Below are 16,362 nucleotides of genomic sequence, written 5' to 3'. Positions count from 1 at the left end.
AATACCTTTTAGAACGCACAAAATATAGACTAACCCCATAAAGCATTGCTCTGGCAACTCAAGTCATAAGACACAAGACAGGCGACAGGGCTCTAGGGAGTGGGGTTCAAATGGAATTTACGAAAATGCATGGTCTGGGTAATGATTTTCTGGTGTTCTACGGAGAGCAGGAACTGCCGCAGAATGTCTCGGATTTGGCTATAAAATGGTGCAACCGGTATTTCGGTGTGGGAGCGGACGGTCTGGTGTTTATTTTGCCGTCTGATCAGGCTGACTATAAGATGAGAATTATAAATTCCGATGGTACAGAAGCTGAACAATGCGGCAATGCGATCCGCTGCGTCTCCAAATACGTCTATGAGGCAGGCCATACAGATAAGCTGCGGATGACATTTGAGACGCTTGGCGCCGGCGTTCAGGAGGTGCTTCTCAAGGTAGAGGATGGAATCGTTAAGAGCGTTCGGGTTGATATGGGCGAGCCGATTCTGCAAGGGACCCGGATTCCGACCACACTGGAAGGCGAGTCGGTTATTGGACAGCCGATTGAAGCTCAAGGCCAGCGGTTCAACTTTACAGCTGTCTCGATGGGGAATCCACATTGCGTCATTTACGTGGATGATGCGCCGCATTTTGAGTTGGAAACATGGGGGCCGCAGCTGGAGAAACATCCGTACTTCCCAAGGAAGACGAATGTAGAATTCGCCACCGTGACCTCGCCCGAGCGAATCGAGATGAGGGTATGGGAACGCGGCGCGGGTCCAACGCTGGCCTGCGGAAGCGGCGCATGTGCCACTTTGGTATCCTCTGTACTCAACGGGTACACGCAGCGCAAAGCCTGGGTTGGTTTGAAGGGCGGCGATCTCTATATTGAATGGAACCCTACCGATAACCATGTGTATATGACGGGACCTGCAGAAATCGTATATCAAGGTGAAATTGCATAAAATTTTGTTAAAAAAGGCCTGCGGGCCTTTTTTTGTATGAAGTTCTATCATTTCCTTATCAATTGACGAAAATTATGATAAATTAATATGAAACTAAAGCGAAAAAGGTAGTCAAGCTACCATTACTTATATCGAGGAGGGGCTCATATGAGGCCAGATCTGCGTCAAACGTGGCAAAATGAAGTATTAATCGGCGATGGAGCTATGGGTACCTACCTGCACCAGCTGGGCTTTTCCGTCGGCATTTCCTATGAGGAGATGAATTTGACCCGCCCGGAAGTGATTCAAGATGTACACCGCCGCTACATTGAAGCAGGTGCTAGATTAATAGAGACGAATACGTTCTCCGCGAATTTTTATAAATTATCCAAGTTTGGTCTGGAGGATCAGGTAGCGGATATTAACCGCGCTGCAGCCCGCATTGCCAGACAGGCGGCCGGTCCTGACATCTTTGTCGCTGGCGCTGTGGGCACGATTCGTGGTGGCAAGCGCGTTAATGTGACCGACCAGGAATTGGTCAAATACTTTGATGAACAGATGACTGCCTTGCTGACGGAGGATGTAGATGCGCTCCTTCTGGAGACCTTCTACGATCTGAGAGAGATGCGGCTTGCGCTTGGACGCGCTCGCTATCTGACTCCTTTGCCGCTCATTTGTCAGTTTGCCGTGGATCAATTGGGTAGAACGCTGGATGGCTACTCTATTGAAGAAGCTTTCGGAATTCTCCAGGCGGAGGGGGCCGATGTGCTTGGCTTTAACTGTCATTCCGGACCAAAGGGCATTATGAGCGTTATGGAGAGATTAAATGGCCCGCTGAATATGCCATTGTCTGTATTTCCGAACGCAGGTTTGGCGGATTACGTAGATGGAGAATATGTATATGGGGCTACTCCTGCATATTTTGGTGAATGTGCAGTATCATTTGCCGATTTGGGATCACGCTTGATCGGAGGGTGCTGCGGGACGACTCCAGACCATATCAAGGCTACGGCTAGTGCGCTGGCTAACTATAATCCAGCTTCATTGGCAGAAGGCCGTCCGCTTCCAACTGTTCTTGAATCGATTCAGGTACTTGAGCGTGAACTGAATAATAGGGACAATGGGCGGGCGGAAAATACTCCAAATATCGTAGATCAGGTGAAAGAGCGGCACACGGTGATCGTGGAGCTGGATCCTCCGCGGGATCTGGATACAAGCAAGTTTATGGCCGGGGCTAAAGCTCTAAAAGAAGCGGGAGTCGATGCCTTGACACTGGCTGATAATTCTCTGGCTGTGACAAGGATGAGCAATATGGCGCTTGGCTCGCGCGTACAATCTGAGCTTGGACTGCGGCCGCTTATTCATATTGCCTGCCGCGATCGCAACCTGATCGGCACACAGTCGCACTTGATGGGATTTGATGCTCTCGGTATAGATCATGTTCTGGCTGTGACGGGGGATCCGGCCCGCTTTGGGGATTTGCCGGGGGCCAGCTCGGTATACGACCTCACCTCCTTCGAGATTATCCGCATGATCAAGCAGTTAAATGAAGGTACTGCCTTCTCGGGCAAGCCGCTTAAGCATCGCGCCAACTTTGTAATCGGCGCTGCTTTTAACCCGAATGTGAAGCATCTGAACAAAGCTGTAGAGCGGCTTGAGAAGAAAATCGCTTCGGGTGCGGATTACATTATGACCCAGCCGGTCTATGATCCTGAACTGATCGTTGCGATTCGTGAGGCGACCGCCCATCTCGACATTCCGATCTTCCTTGGTATTATGCCGCTGGCCAGCGGCAAAAACGCCGAGTATCTTCATAATGAAGTTCCGGGCATTACGCTGCCTGAATCCGTGCGCAAGCGGATGGAGGGGCTTCAGGGGACAGAGGGTCGTGCTATGGGCGTAGAGATTGCCAAGGAACTGCTTGATACAGCAATGCAGCAATTTAACGGCATTTATTTGATGACTCCTTTCATGTTCTATGAAATGACTGTAGCTTTGACAAATTATGTTCACGAGAAGTCGATGCACCGTGCTTCCCACTTGTCTCGTTCATAATTATCAATTACAATAGGGTAACGGATGTGATGTTCATGTCTCACAGTATGACTGGGTACGGTGGTTCCGCCAGACATTATGGCGGTTATAACATTCAATTTGAGATTAAATCTGTCAATCATCGGTATTCCGAGGTTGTGCTTCGGATGCCCCGAGAGTGGACTTGCTACGAGGATAAGCTGCGGCGGTTAGTTCAGGAGCACGTGAAGCGCGGCAGAATTGACGTGTTCATAAGCAAGGAACGGGAGGATGACAGTTCCTTGCCTTTTGTACTGAACCGTCCGGTTATTGAGGCTTATATACAGGCGAACGAAGAGCTGAAGCGGCATTACGGCATTGACTCTTCGCTCACCGCTAAGGATTTGCTCGCGCTGCCTGATGCGGTGATCGCTCCCGATCCATTGCTGGACGGAGCTGTCACCGATGAACAGTGGGAGTCGGTTCTTATGGAAGGCCTTGAAGAAGCGCTGGATGGGCTTATCGCGATGCGAGAGCAGGAAGGGCTTCATCTGGTCTCTGATATAGAGCAGCGTGTAAACAGGCTGCAGGAGATCCACACCGACATCGTCAGATTGGCGCCAGAAGTAGTTGTGGACTACCGTAATCGGCTCAAAGGGCGACTCGCCGAACTGTTGGAGGGGGCTTTTGATGAACAGAGATTCGCGATGGAGGTCGCCGTATTTGCGGATCGTTCCAACATCGACGAAGAGCTGATTAGATTGAAGAGCCACTTCGAGCAGTGCCGCGGATTATTGCAATCGGAAGGGCCGGTTGGACGGAAGCTGGATTTTTTGATACAGGAAATGAACCGGGAGACGAATACGATTGGTTCCAAAGCCAATCACCTGGCTCTGGTCAACCGTGTAGTCGAGATGAAAGCAGAACTGGAGAAGATTCGTGAACAAGCGGCTAATCTCGAATAGCGTAACTAAGAGTAAGTGCTCAGAAGCGTCTTTTTGAGCTACCTCTCAGAGTCAAGTAAATTAGGGGGAAAAACCTGGATATGGCAGCGATTAAACTTATTAACATTGGCTTTGGCAACATCGTATCAGCGAACCGAATCATTTCAATTGTGAGTCCTGAGTCTGCCCCAATCAAGCGGATTATTCAGGAGGCAAGAGACCGCCATATGCTGATCGATGCGACCTATGGACGTCGTACGCGCGCGGTAATTATTACCGACAGTGATCATGTCATATTGTCGGCGGTGCAGCCGGAGACGGTTGCTCATCGCTTATCCACCAAAGATGATGACAACGACGAGTAAAATGGAGAGAACTATGGCTAAAGGTTTATTAATCGTATTATCAGGGCCGTCCGGTGTAGGTAAAGGGACGGTCTGCAATGAGTTGCGGGCTAGAATGCCTGAGCTTGTCTATTCCGTGTCCGCCACGACGCGCCATCCGCGCCTGGGGGAAGAGAACGGGGTTAATTATTTCTTCAAGACCCGCGAGCAATTTATGGAGATGATCGAGAAGGATCAATTGCTCGAATACGCGGAATATGTAGGGAATTATTATGGTACTCCGCGTGATTTCGTTGAGGAGACGCTCGAGAGCGGCCGCGATATCATTCTTGAAATCGAGGTGCAGGGCGCGCTCAAGGTGAAGGAGAAGTTCCCGGAGGGCGTGTTCGTATTTTTACTTCCTCCTTCCTTGGATGAATTGAAGGATCGCATTCAAGGGCGGGGAACGGAGAATCAGGCGACGATCGACCATCGCATGTCGGTTGCGGCTGATGAGATGAGATTGCTGGAACAATATGATTACGCCGTAGTTAATGATGAGATTGATCATGCCTGCAGAAGGATTGAGGCTATCATTACAGCGGAGCATTGCAAAGTAAGAAAACCTGCCGATATCTAATATTCGGTAGACGAGTCTAATAGAAGAGGTGTGTTGCTTCATGCTATATCCATCCATTGACAAGATGCTTGGCATCGTTGGTAGCAAGTATTCCCTAGTCGTAGCGGCTTCCCGGAGAGCTAGACAGCTTAGAGAGGGCTCCAAGAGCGATCTTGAGCAGCCAAGATCCCATAAGCAAGTCGGTATCGCGTTAGAGGAAATTTACGGCGGTTTCGTCAAGCTAAAACCGGAAGTTGAAGAACCGGCAACAATCGAGAAATAAAATAGATCGACCTCGTGGTCATATGTTGATTTTGAACAACCTCTAGTTACAACCGCGAGGTTGTTATTTTTTTCTGCTCATATAGGTTATGACTGATTACTGATCCCTTGTAAGACAAAGGGAGTTTGACTTCGTATAACTTGAAAGCGGGGGATAGGACGATGTTAATCGGCAAAAAAATATTGCTTGGCGTTACAGGGGGAATCGCTGCATTCAAGGCGGCTTCGCTCTGCAGTATGCTTGTGAAGCAAGGGGCAGAGGTTCGTGTCATAATGACCGAATCGGCTACGAAATTCATTAGCGAGCTGACCTTACAGGCCTTATCCAAAAATGCTGTATACACCGATACCTTTGACGAGAAGAAGCCGGAGGCTATCGCCCATATTGAACTGGCCGACTGGGCCGACCTGGTGCTGGTTGCCCCGGTTACGGCGAATATGATCGGCAAAATGGCTGCCGGCATCGGAGACGATATGTTGTCGACGACTCTACTGGCTGTCACCGCGCCGATTATGCTTGCTCCGGCGATGAATGTGCATATGTATACCCACCCGGCTGTATCGCGAAATATGGCAGAGCTTAGGTCGCGCGGTGTTCATATGATTGAACCGGGCGTCGGCTTGCTTGCCTGCGGATATACGGGGAAAGGGAGAATGGAAGAGCCCGAAGCGATTGTTGAAGAAGTGAATCAGTTTTTTAAGCGTCAATCTATAAGGGCTGATCTTCCGCTTGCCGGCAAAAAGGTTGTCGTAACCGCTGGAGGAACCATCGAGCGCATTGACCCGGTCCGGTACATTACGAATGACTCTTCAGGCAAGATGGGATTTGCTGTCGCTAAGGCTGCGCAGGAGCTGGGTGCTGACGTCACCCTGATCGTCGCCCGTACGCAGGTGGCCCCTCCGCTGAATATCAATACGGTGCATGTGGAATCGGCAATGGAGATGTATGAGGCTGTCGTCGCCATATGGCAGAACACAGATATTTTAGTGAAGGCAGCTGCCGTTGCGGACTATCGGCCAAAGAGCCCGGCACAGCAAAAAATTAAGAAATCGGGTGACGCTCTACAGCTGGAACTCATTAAAAATATTGATATTCTGCAGACGCTTGGTCAACAAAAGACGTCGCAGTTTCTGATTGGATTCGCAGCTGAGACGGAGAATCTGGAGCAGTATGCCATGGATAAGCTGCAGCGCAAGAACTGTGATCTCTTGATTGCCAATGATGTAACCCAGGCGGGAGCGGGCTTTGGCATCGATACAAATATCGTGAAAATTTATGATGCACAGGGACTGGTGAAGTCGCTGCCTATGATGACCAAGGAGGAGACGGGTCTCCATATTATGGAGCTCGCTGCGGAACGACTGGCGGGAGCTGGCAAATGAACTGCAAAATCGCTAGAGTAATCGTCGACGTTCCAAGCCGCGGCACGGATCGCCCCTTCGATTATATTATTCCGGATACGATGAAAGACTGGATCGAGATCGGCAGCAGGGTTGGCGTTCCCTTTGGTCATCGAACAGTCCAGGGTTTCGTTATTGATCTCCGGCCCGACTCCGAGCTGAATTTCGCACGCATGAAGCCGGTTCAGGAGCTGCTGGATCTGATGCCCCCGCTTCCGCTTGATCTCGTTAAGCTGGCCGAGTGGATGAGCCATAGGTATGCTTGCAGTATGATCTCTGCGCTACAGGCGATGATACCTACAGCACTTAAAGGTAAAGCCGAGAAATATATTCAGCTTCAGGAGGAGTTAGACCCTGCGGATGAGGACCAGACGGAGGAAGCTTTGTACGCGTCACCTCCGCTATTAACTGGCGAGGAAGAGCAAATCGTCGCTTACATTAAAGCGAATGGCTCCGTTCCGATGACGACGGCTCATCTGAGTGCCCAATTTGCCGGCCAGGGAGAGACTATCAAAGGCCTGCTGCGGGCTGGCGTGCTGACGGAGACACAGATGATCAAGGATAAAGTCCGCAAGAAGACCATCAAGACGGTGAAAGCCACGGTCGGCGGAGAGGCGGCGGAGGCGGCGCTCGCTTCCTTCAGCGCGCAGGCGCGCAGGCAGAAGGAAGTTCTGGAGTTCTTGCTTGAGGTTGGGGTAACGATATCCCTGCAGGAATTGCTAACCACGCTGGGCGTTACGGCGGGAACCGTCAAGAAGCTGGCCGAGAAAGGCTTTGCGCTTATTGAGGACGCCGAAGTGTTTCGCGATCCTTATCAGAATCGTCGTTTCAAACGAACCGAGCCGCTGCCGCGAACGTCGGAGCAGGAGCTTGTCTATAATAAAATTAGTGAAGTGCTGGATAGAAGATTATATGGTGCTTTTTTATTGCATGGAATTACCGGAAGCGGGAAGACAGAAGTTTATATGCAGACGATCGAACGCTGCATTTCGCTTGGACGCCAGGCGATTGTACTGGTGCCGGAAATCTCGCTGACCCCGCAAATGGTTGAACGTTTCAAGGGGCGGTTCGGCAATAAGGTTGCTGTGATGCACAGCCGTCTGTCTACCGGAGAACGTTATGATGAGTGGCGGAAGATCAGGGAGGGACGCGTGCAGGTGGCTATCGGTGCCCGTTCCGCTATTTTCGCCCCTTTCTCCGATCTCGGATTGATTGTTATGGACGAGGAACATGAGACCTCCTACAAGCAGGAAGAGACGCCTAAATATCATGCTCGAGACGTGGCGATTCGCCGGGCTAGGCAGCACCAGGCTGCTGTTATTCTCGGCTCGGCAACCCCATCGCTGGAGAGTTACCACGCAGCCAGATCGCTCGATAATGAACATTATGCGCCGATGCTGCTGGAGATGAATGCACGCGCTTCGGGCAGCATGCTGCCAAGTATACAGATTGTGGATATGCGGGAAGAATTGCGAGAAGGGAACCGCTCGATGTTCAGCAGACAGCTCCATGCCGGAATAGAGGCCAGACTTGAGCGCGGTGAGCAAAGCGTCTTATTCCTGAACCGCCGCGGCTTTTCGACATTTGTGATGTGCCGTACCTGCGGATATGTGGCCGGCTGCCCGGATTGTGATATCTCGCTTACCTATCATCAGAAGTCGAACAATTTGCGCTGTCATTATTGCGGTTATGCCGTGCCTGCGCCTTCGGTATGTCCAGAGTGCGGCAGCGAGCATATCCGCTATTTCGGAACCGGTACCCAACGGGTTGAGACCGAGCTGTCCAAGCTGTTTCCAGGGATCCGGGTTATCCGTATGGATGTAGATACAACGACGGAGAAGGGCTCGCATGAGAAGCTGCTGCAGACTTTTCGCGAGAAAAAGGGCGATGTGCTGTTGGGGACGCAAATGGTCGCCAAAGGGCTGGATTTTACGGATGTTACATTGGTAGGCGTTATCGCTGCAGATACTTCGCTTAATTTTCCGGACTTCCGGTCTGCAGAGAAGACTTTTCAATTGCTGACGCAGGTGGCCGGACGGGCTGGGCGTCACCAGCTTCCGGGCGAGGTTGTGATCCAGACCTATATCCCCGATCATTATTCGATTGTCCATGCCAGCTCGCATGATTACAACTCTTTTGTACGTGAGGAGCTGCTGCATCGCAAGGCGCTGCATTATCCGCCGTATAGCCGCTTGATTCTTGTAACGCTGTCCCATGAGAAGCTGCCGTTATTGCTGCGAATGGCGGAGAATTTCACGGCGAATTTGCGAGGTAAGGCTCAGCAGCTGGGCTGGTTCGGCAATATGGACCGCTTTACGAGAGATGTCCTGGACATCCTTGGTCCGGTCGCCTCGCCGATTCCGCGGATCAAGAACCGCTACAGATTTCAATGTATGGTGAAGTATCGCGGTTCGCTGGATGCGGCAGAGCTGGTGCGCAGTGTGTCTGAGGCCATGCTGAATGATATGCGCGACTCGTCATTTCAGATCAGTATTGATGTGGACCCGCAGATGCTGATGTAATTATATAAAGGCGGTTGGATGAAGCCAGGGAATGAGGAGCGGAGCGTACGAAGTTTGTACGTATTGGAAGTCCCGAGTGAACTCAAGATTTGATGCTGAATAGGCTACTTTGATATACTTCGTGATTTAAAGCGGGATTTTTGAACTACATATAAAAGGATGGTGTGTGGGTATGGCATTGCGGATTATCGTCCAAGAACCGGATGAAGTGTTGCATCAGGTCGCCAAAGAGGTTAAGAAAATTACTCCAAATGTACAGAAATTGCTGACCGATATGGCGGAGACGATGTATGATGCCGAGGGTGTCGGGCTTGCGGCGCCGCAGGTGGGGATTCTGAAGCGGGCTATTGTCATAAATGTTGGCGATGAGCACGGACTTATTGAACTGATTAACCCTGAGATCGTCAGCAAAGAGGGGGAGCAATTTGGACCCGAGGGCTGCTTGAGCATCCAGGGATTGCGTGGTGATGTGCGCCGGGCGCAGACAGTTACGGTTAAAGGCCTCGACCGTAATGGCAAAGAGGTTACATATACAGGGTCGGATTTGTTGGCAAGGGCTTTCCAGCATGAAATTGACCATCTGAACGGTGTTCTCTATACGGATGTTGCGGAAAGAGTATATGAAATTACCCCTGAGGGTGAAGAAAAGGTGTGAGGAATAACGATGAATATCGTATTTATGGGGACGCCTGCTTTTGCGGTTCCGTCTCTGGAGGCTCTGATTGCAGAAGGCTATAACGTTGTTGGTGTTGTGACTCAGCCGGATCGTCCGCAAGGTAGGAAGAAGGTACTAACTCCGACTCCTGTAAAAGAAGCAGCATTGCGGCACGGACTTCCCGTGCTTCAACCGCAGAGAATGCGGGCGCCGGAAGCTGTGGAGGAACTGGCTGCGCTGCGTCCTGATCTGATCGTTACGGCCGCTTACGGACAGATTTTGCCTAAGGCCGTGCTGGATTTGCCGAAGTATGGTTGCTTGAATGTGCATGGGTCCCTCTTACCCGCTTACCGCGGGGGTGCGCCGATCCAACGCTCGATCATCAACGGTGAGAAGGAGACCGGTGTTACGCTGATGTATATGGCAGAAGGCCTGGATACAGGGGATATGATCGAGAAGGTTGTCGTTCCGATCGAGGATGAGGATAACTCGGGCACGATGTTCGAGAAATTAAGCCTTGCCGGGGCGAAGCTGCTGATGGAGCAGCTGCCGCTGATCCTGAACGGTACCGCCAAGCGGATTCCGCAGAACGATGAGGAAGCCTCGTATGCTTCCAATTTATCGCGTGAGGATGAGCGGATTGATTGGACGGCTTCGTCCCGTGAAATTTTCAATCGGGTTAGAGGCCTGGTACCATTCTCGGGCGCATTTACGCTATGGAACGACGAAGTATTCAAGATCTGGTCGGTAGCTAAGCCAACCAGTACAGGCTCCGCATCGGCTGCCGGGGTAGCTCCCGGGACAGTGCTTGAGCTGTCCGAGCGGGGGATCGAAGTGAAGACCGGCGATGGATCGGTTTGGTTGACCCGTATTCAGCCCGCTGGGAAGAAAGCCATGGAGGCCGCTGAATTTATTCGCGGTGGTATCATGAAGAAGGGCGCGGTATTGTCATGAGCGATATGAAAGGCCACTCCGGCCAGGCTGGCAGCGACAAGAAAAGGCAGGGGAATCAATCTGGAGCTGGCAAGGGGGCGCATGCCGGCAAAAGAAACAACAAAGCGCAGCCTACAGCGCGGGATACCGCTCTGGATGTGTTGACCGCTGTAGAACAGGAGGGGGCCTACAGCAACTTGCTATTAAATGGAGCGCTGCAGAAATCCGGGCTTACCGGTCCTGATGCGGGTCTTGCTACAGAGCTTGTATACGGCACCATATCGCGTCTCAATACAATTGATTACTTTCTGGAGTCCTTTGTCAGCAAAGGGATGGCCAAGCTTCAGCCTTGGGTCAGAAATTTATTGCGGCTAAGCTTCTATCAGCTGTATTATCTGGATCGAATTCCGCCCCATGCGGCAGTGAACGAGGCTGTGAATATCGCAAAACGCCGTGGTCATCAAGGGATATCCGGAATGGTGAACGGTGTGCTGCGAAATGTGCTTCGTCGCAAGGAGGAGTTGTCCTTGCCTGGCGATCTTTCTTCGGCGGCACGGATCTCGCTTGCTTACTCCCATCCGGAATGGCTTGTCTCACGTTGGATTGAGCAGTATGGAGAAGCTGTTGCGGAAGCGATCTGCCTCGCGAATAATGAGCCTCCGTCCGTCAGTATCCGTGTGAATTGTTCGCGGACGAGCCGCGAAGAGATGTTGGCTGTTATGAAAGAGCGGGGGCTAGAGGTTGCTCCGTCCCCTGTATCACCGGACGGGATATTGGTATTAAGCGGCGGCAACATGGCGCTGACAGAATGGTATAAGGATGGGCTTATCTCGATTCAGGACGAGAGCTCCATGCTTGTTGGCGCGGCTGTTCAGGCCATACCGGGTATGAAGGTGCTTGATTGCTGCGCAGCTCCCGGAGGCAAGACATGCCATATCGCTGAACGGATGGAAGGCCGCGGTCATGTGATTGCCAACGATATCCATACGCATAAGGCAAAGCTGATCGATGATCAGGCAAGGCGACTTGGACTTGACCCAGTTGAGACAATGACCAGCGATGCGGCCCAACTTTCCGAGCGATTCGCGGCCGAGTCATTCGATCGTATTTTACTGGATGCTCCATGTTCAGGCCTGGGCGTAATTCGCCGGAAGCCGGATTTGAAGTGGACGAAGACACCTGGCGATATTACAGAGATTAACGCGATTCAACGTACCCTATTAGACGCGGTGTGCGGGCTGCTAAAGCCGGGGGGAGTGCTGGTCTATAGCACCTGTACGATTGAGCGAAGCGAAAATGCGGCCATGGTAGATGCATTTCTACAGCGCCATCCGGAATTTTCGCTTGCTGAGGATATGCCGGAGAACTGGCCAGCCTTGCAGGAAGCGAGCGCCAGGGAGAAGACCGGGTTGCAGATCCTGCCTCAGGACTATCATTCTGACGGATTTTACATCGCTCGTCTTGTGAAAACCTCAATCTAAGCGGCGGTCTATACTTAATCTTTGCAAAATCCCTGAAATTACTATATACTGGAATCGGTGAAGCACACTTCTAATTATTGCTTTAAGCGATAAAAGGGGTGTGCTTTTTGCTGCGTAAGCCCCTGTTAAGGGCTTCCACTTTAGTGTTATTATATTTTATGCTAAAATAGGTGGAATGAGTATGGTCATATACTTGATACTATAAGAATAGGTGTGTGAAGATGAAACCTTTTATATACGATATGAGTCTGGAAGAGCTTCAGGAATGGGCGGTACAGCAAGGGGAGTCGGCCTTCCGCGGTGCGCAGATATTTGACTGGCTTTATGTAAAGCGCGTAAACTCTTTTGATGAGATGACGAATTTATCCAAGACGCTTCGGCAAAAATTGGACGAACAGTTCTCATTCGTAACTTTGAATGAAATTACGAAGTTTGAGTCCAAGGACGGTACGGTCAAGTTCCTGTTCGGGCTGCATGACGATCATGCGATCGAGACGGTTATCATGAAGCATAACTACGGGAATAGCGTCTGTGTTACCACACAAGTCGGCTGCAAGGTTGGTTGTACATTCTGTGCGTCTACCTTGGGCGGACTGAAGCGGAATCTCAATCCCGGGGAAATTGTAGCCCAGGTTGTGCAGGCTCAGAAGATTCTTGACACGCGAGGCGAGCGTGTTAGCAGTATAGTGATCATGGGCACAGGTGAACCGTTCGAGAATTATGATGCAACGATGAAATTTTTGCGAATTATGATTCATGAGAAGGGCTTGAACATTGGACAACGGCATATTACTGTATCAACGAGCGGAATCGTTCCCAATATATATAAATTTGCTGATGAGGATACCCAGATTAATCTGGCGATTTCGATTCATGCACCGAACGATGCGCTGCGTTCCAAGCTGATGCCTGTCAACCGCCGCTTTCCGTTTGATGATGTTATCGAGGCACTGCGTTATTACATCGCCAAGACCGGGCGCCGCGTAAGCTTCGAATATGCGCTGATTGGCGGAGTAAATGATCAGGTGGAGCATGCGGAAGAACTGGCAGAGGTTCTCAAGGATATGCTCTGTCACGTGAATCTGATCCCGGTCAACCATGTTCCGGAGCGGAAATATGTCAGAACCTCAAGGAATGATATCTTTCAGTTTCAACGTACATTGGCGGACAAGGGCATTAACGTAACGATCCGCCGGGAGCAAGGACATGATATTGCAGCGGCTTGCGGACAGCTGCGGGCCAAACATATGCAGTCTGGTACGAGGTGATTAGGATTGATAAAAACGGCTTATGTAAGTGATGTTGGAAGGGTTCGTTCTGTAAACGAAGACAGCAGCTGGGTTGCCGGCTTGGAACAAGGGTATACGCTGGCGATCGTTGCTGATGGCATGGGTGGACATCAGGCTGGGGATACAGCCAGCCGTCTAACCGTTGAGACGATTGTACAGGATTTGCAGTCTTTGCCTGCCAACTTGTCTTCGCAAGAGTTCGGAAATGAACTGCAGCAAGCGATTTTGCATGCCAATGAAATCGTGTATCGTGAAGCGAAGGAGCATGTAGAGTACTACAATATGGGGACCACGGTGGTTGCCGTCCTGCTTAAGGAACGCGAGGGAATCGTCGGCCATCTTGGAGATAGCAGAGTCTATCAATTCCAAAATAACGTGTTGACTCAAATTACTGAAGATCATTCTCTCGTTAATGAATTGCTTAAGAATAATCAGATTAGTGAGCAGGAAGCGAATGTGCATCCACATCGAAATATCGTGACCCGGGCACTCGGAACCGATGAAGAGGTGGTTGCCGACATGTATTCGGTAATGTTAGATGAGGGAGATATACTGCTGCTCTGCAGTGACGGTCTCAGCAATCATGTAACCCCGGAACAAATGATTCATACGCTTGGAGCCGGCGAGCTTCCTCTGGATCATCGTGCTAATCAATTGCTTCAATTCGCCCTGGATGCAGGGGGCGACGACAATATTACCGTCGCGTTGTTGGAGTATCATGATGAGTCCGTGTCAAGCGCAAAGGGGTGGAGTTTATGATCGGTCACGAGTTAGGTGGTCGTTACCAAATTATTGAACGAATTGGCGGGGGAGGAATGGCCCTCGTCTATCGTGCTCAGGATATTCTATTAAATCGTAACGTAGCTATTAAGGTTTTGCGTCAGCAATTTGTGAACGACGAGGAATTTATCCGTCGTTTCCGCCGTGAGGCACAATCAGCGGCATCCTTGTCACATCCGAATATCGTCAGCGTCTATGATGTTGGACAAGAAGGCGATGTTCATTACATTGTTATGGAATATATTGAAGGCCGCAACTTGAATGAGATTATCAAAGAGCGTGCTCCATTGCAGGTAGATGAAGCGGTTCGCATCGCATCGCAGATCGCCGATGCCCTGGATCATGCCCATATGAATCATATTATTCATCGTGATATTAAACCTCATAATATATTAATCGGCCGTAATGGCTGGGTGAAAGTGACTGACTTCGGAATCGCGCGTGCCGTAACTTCAACGACGATTACGCAGACGGGCTCGGTCGTCGGGTCTGTGCATTACTTCTCACCTGAACATGCCAAAGGGGTAACAACAGGCGAGAAATCAGACCTTTACTCCCTTGGAATTGTGCTCTATCAGATGCTGACTGGCCGTCTTCCATTCCTTGGGGAGAGCCCGATCAGTGTGGCGCTGAAGCATCTGCAGGAGCATTTTGACGAGCCGCGTTCGGTGAATCCGATGATTCCGCAGAGTGTGGAGAATATTATACTGAAATCGATGCGCAAAAACCCAGGCGAGAGATATGAATCCGCCAAGGAAATGCTGCGCGATCTGGAGACCTGTTTGCTGCCGGAGCGCAGGACGGAGAATAAGCTGACTTTTGCCGATGACGAGGATGAGGATAGCACCCGCGTTGTCCCGGCTATTAAGCCGCAAAACAGGCAGTCTGGTGGAGGCTCGAAGTTGTCCCGAGACGATCAGGGGTCCGATGAACGGCAGAAGCAGAAATCAGGTAAGAAGCCGGTAAGCAGCAAGACTAAATTATGGGTCGGCATTACGCTGATTGTAATCGTTGCGATGCTTGGTATTGCCTGGTATGTGAACAGACTCGTCACCGTGGAAGAAGTAAAGGTGCCGAATGTACTGAATATGTCCATTGAACAAGCTACTGAGGAGTTCTCCAAGGTAGGTATTGTGGTTGGGGATATTGCTCAGGTATATAAAGAGGGTGTAGATGAAGGAATTGTCTATGAACAGAGCAAGCCAGAGGGCACCGCAGTGAAGGAAGGCTCGTCGATTGATTTGACAGTAAGCACCGCGAAGGAGCTTCCAAAAATGCCGATGCTGGATAATGCGACCTATACCTATGAAGAGGCGATTGCACAGCTAGAGCAGCTTGGGGTGTCGAAAGAAAGGATCAGCAAGAACGAGGAAAATAATCCCGAAGTAGAAGCGGGCAAGGTCTTTGGTCAAAACCCGGATGCCAACGCGGAATTTGATCCGGAAACCGTTCAGATTGTATTGAAAGTGAGCAAGGGGCCAGAAAATATCAAAATGCCTAAGCTGGTCGGGAAGACCCAGGATGAAGCGCTGAAGGCGATTGAGGATGCAGGGCTGAAGCTGGCGAAGGACGGCATTAAGCAAAAATCGAGCTATGAGGTACCGTCAGGTCAGGTCATGGAGCAGTGGCCATATGCTGAAGGCGCTGAAGTGGCACCAGCTTCCGACATAACTATATTCGTCAGTTCCGGATATCCGTCCGATGCGATCGAGTATACCTTCGTGGTTCCTGTTGTTCCGGCTACAGACGGACAAAAGAGCAAAATCCATATTATATACGGGGATGCTCGTGGTGAGAATCAAGACTGGGGTACGAAGACGATCGCCAAACCGCAATATATGTCGGTAAATCTCGTTCTGGCACCTAATAAGGACGGATATGTCTATGTGAACCGCGATGGGGCATTAACGGATACCTACAAGATCTCGTATATTGATGCCAAGCAGGGGACTGTGCCGCAGCCATCACTGCCTGTAACGAATACGCCGGATGAATCAAATAATGAGTCTGATGGCAATAATGGTGACGGTGATAACGGGAACTCTGATCAAAATCCTCCAGATACAGGCAAGGCCAACAATTCCAAGTTAACTGGAAGGTTAACGAATGGAAAGATGAAGGGGTTTGGACATCATTGAAGTTGAGCTTGAATAAGCTTCAATTGTTATATCGTTATACAGACAGATATGAAAGCGAG

Annotated in this window: 14 protein-coding genes; all 14 read left to right on the top strand. The window is 50.5% G+C overall.

Annotation, left to right across the window (positions count from 1 at the left end; genetic code table 11):
• Positions 1–110: 110 nt before the first annotated feature.
• The 14 genes from dapF (at position 111) to pknB (ending at position 16,303) form a co-directional block, all read left to right on the top strand.
• Positions 111–944, top strand: coding sequence for a diaminopimelate epimerase (gene dapF / locus DMN77_RS07745; RefSeq protein WP_068781921.1), 834 nt, complete (start codon positions 111–113; stop codon positions 942–944).
• A 147-nt stretch (positions 945–1,091) separates the two neighbouring features.
• Positions 1,092–2,978, top strand: coding sequence for a bifunctional homocysteine S-methyltransferase/methylenetetrahydrofolate reductase (locus DMN77_RS07740; RefSeq protein ID WP_179014266.1), 1,887 nt, complete (start codon positions 1,092–1,094; stop codon positions 2,976–2,978).
• 35 nt (positions 2,979–3,013) lie between these two features.
• The gene (locus DMN77_RS07735; RefSeq protein WP_179014264.1) at positions 3,014–3,901 is read left to right on the top strand and encodes a YicC/YloC family endoribonuclease; all 888 of its coding nucleotides are present in this window, start codon (positions 3,014–3,016) and stop codon (positions 3,899–3,901) included.
• Positions 3,902–3,981: 80 nt separating this feature from the next.
• Complete coding sequence (remA, locus tag DMN77_RS07730) at positions 3,982–4,245, top strand: extracellular matrix/biofilm regulator RemA (protein ID WP_068781918.1); 264 nt, start codon at positions 3,982–3,984, stop codon at positions 4,243–4,245.
• 13 nt (positions 4,246–4,258) lie between these two features.
• Positions 4,259–4,843, top strand: coding sequence for a guanylate kinase (gene gmk / locus DMN77_RS07725; protein ID WP_068781917.1), 585 nt, complete (start codon positions 4,259–4,261; stop codon positions 4,841–4,843).
• A gap of 40 nt (positions 4,844–4,883) precedes the next feature.
• Complete coding sequence (gene rpoZ, locus DMN77_RS07720) at positions 4,884–5,105, top strand: DNA-directed RNA polymerase subunit omega (protein WP_068781916.1); 222 nt, start codon at positions 4,884–4,886, stop codon at positions 5,103–5,105.
• Positions 5,106–5,266: 161 nt separating this feature from the next.
• Complete coding sequence (coaBC, locus tag DMN77_RS07715) at positions 5,267–6,487, top strand: bifunctional phosphopantothenoylcysteine decarboxylase/phosphopantothenate--cysteine ligase CoaBC (protein ID WP_068781915.1); 1,221 nt, start codon at positions 5,267–5,269, stop codon at positions 6,485–6,487.
• Positions 6,484–9,027 (top strand): primosomal protein N', encoded by a 2,544-nt coding sequence (priA, locus tag DMN77_RS07710; protein ID WP_068781914.1) that lies wholly within the window; start codon positions 6,484–6,486, stop codon positions 9,025–9,027. The genes coaBC and priA overlap by 4 nt, the downstream gene beginning before the upstream one ends.
• 172 nt (positions 9,028–9,199) lie before the next feature.
• A complete protein-coding gene (def, locus tag DMN77_RS07705) occupies positions 9,200–9,682 on the top strand; it encodes a peptide deformylase (RefSeq protein ID WP_068781913.1) in 483 nt (160 codons plus the stop codon).
• 9 nt (positions 9,683–9,691) lie between these two features.
• Entirely contained in the window at positions 9,692–10,636 is a 945-nt protein-coding gene (gene fmt, locus DMN77_RS07700) for a methionyl-tRNA formyltransferase (protein ID WP_068782513.1), read from the top strand.
• A complete protein-coding gene (rsmB, locus tag DMN77_RS07695; protein WP_256872283.1) occupies positions 10,633–12,096 on the top strand; it encodes a 16S rRNA (cytosine(967)-C(5))-methyltransferase RsmB in 1,464 nt (487 codons plus the stop codon). The genes fmt and rsmB overlap by 4 nt, the downstream gene beginning before the upstream one ends.
• 221 nt (positions 12,097–12,317) lie before the next feature.
• Positions 12,318–13,364, top strand: coding sequence for a dual-specificity RNA methyltransferase RlmN (gene rlmN / locus DMN77_RS07690; protein WP_126997489.1), 1,047 nt, complete (start codon positions 12,318–12,320; stop codon positions 13,362–13,364).
• Between the two features lie 6 nt (positions 13,365–13,370).
• Complete coding sequence (locus tag DMN77_RS07685; RefSeq protein ID WP_179014262.1) at positions 13,371–14,144, top strand: Stp1/IreP family PP2C-type Ser/Thr phosphatase; 774 nt, start codon at positions 13,371–13,373, stop codon at positions 14,142–14,144.
• Positions 14,141–16,303, top strand: a complete 2,163-nt coding sequence (gene pknB, locus DMN77_RS07680) for a Stk1 family PASTA domain-containing Ser/Thr kinase (protein ID WP_179014260.1) — start codon at positions 14,141–14,143, stop codon at positions 16,301–16,303. Before DMN77_RS07685 ends, pknB begins: the two co-directional genes overlap by 4 nt.
• Positions 16,304–16,362: the final 59 nt, after the last annotated feature.

Source organism: Paenibacillus sp. 79R4 (assembly GCF_013393165.1).
GTDB lineage: Bacteria > Bacillota > Bacilli > Paenibacillales > Paenibacillaceae > Fontibacillus.
This window is presented reverse-complemented; position numbering and strand designations above follow the sequence as displayed.

Coding starts and splice junctions, on each gene's coding strand:
- def (WP_068781913.1), top strand. CDS start 9,200: ATGGCATTGCGGATTATCGTCCAAGAACCGGATGAAGTGTTGCATCAG.
- pknB (WP_179014260.1), top strand. CDS start 14,141: ATGATCGGTCACGAGTTAGGTGGTCGTTACCAAATTATTGAACGAATT.
- DMN77_RS07740 (WP_179014266.1), top strand. CDS start 1,092: ATGAGGCCAGATCTGCGTCAAACGTGGCAAAATGAAGTATTAATCGGC.
- rsmB (WP_256872283.1), top strand. CDS start 10,633: ATGAGCGATATGAAAGGCCACTCCGGCCAGGCTGGCAGCGACAAGAAA.
- rpoZ (WP_068781916.1), top strand. CDS start 4,884: ATGCTATATCCATCCATTGACAAGATGCTTGGCATCGTTGGTAGCAAG.
- rlmN (WP_126997489.1), top strand. CDS start 12,318: ATGAAACCTTTTATATACGATATGAGTCTGGAAGAGCTTCAGGAATGG.
- fmt (WP_068782513.1), top strand. CDS start 9,692: ATGAATATCGTATTTATGGGGACGCCTGCTTTTGCGGTTCCGTCTCTG.
- dapF (WP_068781921.1), top strand. CDS start 111: ATGGAATTTACGAAAATGCATGGTCTGGGTAATGATTTTCTGGTGTTC.
- gmk (WP_068781917.1), top strand. CDS start 4,259: ATGGCTAAAGGTTTATTAATCGTATTATCAGGGCCGTCCGGTGTAGGT.
- priA (WP_068781914.1), top strand. CDS start 6,484: ATGAACTGCAAAATCGCTAGAGTAATCGTCGACGTTCCAAGCCGCGGC.
- DMN77_RS07735 (WP_179014264.1), top strand. CDS start 3,014: ATGTCTCACAGTATGACTGGGTACGGTGGTTCCGCCAGACATTATGGC.
- coaBC (WP_068781915.1), top strand. CDS start 5,267: ATGTTAATCGGCAAAAAAATATTGCTTGGCGTTACAGGGGGAATCGCT.
- remA (WP_068781918.1), top strand. CDS start 3,982: ATGGCAGCGATTAAACTTATTAACATTGGCTTTGGCAACATCGTATCA.